Consider the following 896-nt stretch of genomic DNA (forward strand, 5'->3'; position numbering starts at 1 on the left):
CCTGTGGGAGATTCTATGGTTTTCAGCAAGCCGGTTTCCCGCCTTTGGTGACGTATTCGTCCTGATTTTTCATCAGGGCGAATGCCACCCGCGCGAGCTTTCTTGCCAGGATTACCAGAGCTTGGGTTGTTGCTTTACCAGCGTTCCGATGCTGTTCATAAAGCTCTTTCCAGGCGGCTGATCTGCTGGCAGCCATCGCAGCGTTATGCAATAAGCGACGAATTTCTGAACAGCCTCGTTTGGTGAGGCGACGTCGTCCATTCTTCTGTCCGGAATCACTAACTCGTAAATCCATTCCCAGGAATGCAATGTACGAATCACTGCTTTTGAACTCGCCCCTCATAAAGGCCATCACCAATGCTGCTGCGGTGAGAAATCCAATGCCCTCTACTGCCTGGCAGCGAGCGACTTGCTCCTGCAGCCCAGCTTCTCGCAGCACTTCTTTAATCTTCTTTTGGATCAGCTGATCCAACCGATCTATCGATTTCACGAAGGTTTCGAAGGCAGCTTTCAAAAGGGTTTCGTTAGCCCAGCTCTGGGTCATTGCAGTACGAGCAGTGACCAAGGCGGCTCTGCGTCGCAGGAGGCTCTGAAGCTTGCCGTAGACAGCAGGAGGAGGAGTCCAAGGACGCAGGTCCTCGCCTTCATTCCTCAGAAAACGGGACAGCAACCGAGCATCTGAAGGATCAGTTTTCACTCGTCCGCCAACACCCTTCCTGTAGTTGCTCAGTTGAAACCCATCGATGACATAGACCTCGAAACCTAGGCTATGGGCCAGCTCAACCAAGTCCAAGTGATAAACATTGGTCGCCTCAACAGCGATAGCGGTGTTCAGAGGCTGTTGTTTCAGCCACCTTCTGATCTCGAGTTTGGAATTTTTCAATCTGATGATCTCG

General features: G+C 51.7%; 1 protein-coding gene. It reads right to left on the minus strand.

All coding sequences use genetic code 11. The features are described from left to right. Nucleotides 1-22: 22 nt before the first annotated feature. Nucleotides 23-896, minus strand: an 874-nt coding sequence (locus APH33_RS26205) for an IS110 family transposase (RefSeq protein ID WP_054887943.1), incomplete at its 5' end; no start/stop codon positions are given.

It is taken from the genome of Pseudomonas sp. NBRC 111130, assembly GCF_001320485.1.
GTDB lineage: Bacteria > Pseudomonadota > Gammaproteobacteria > Pseudomonadales > Pseudomonadaceae > Aquipseudomonas > Aquipseudomonas vlassakiae.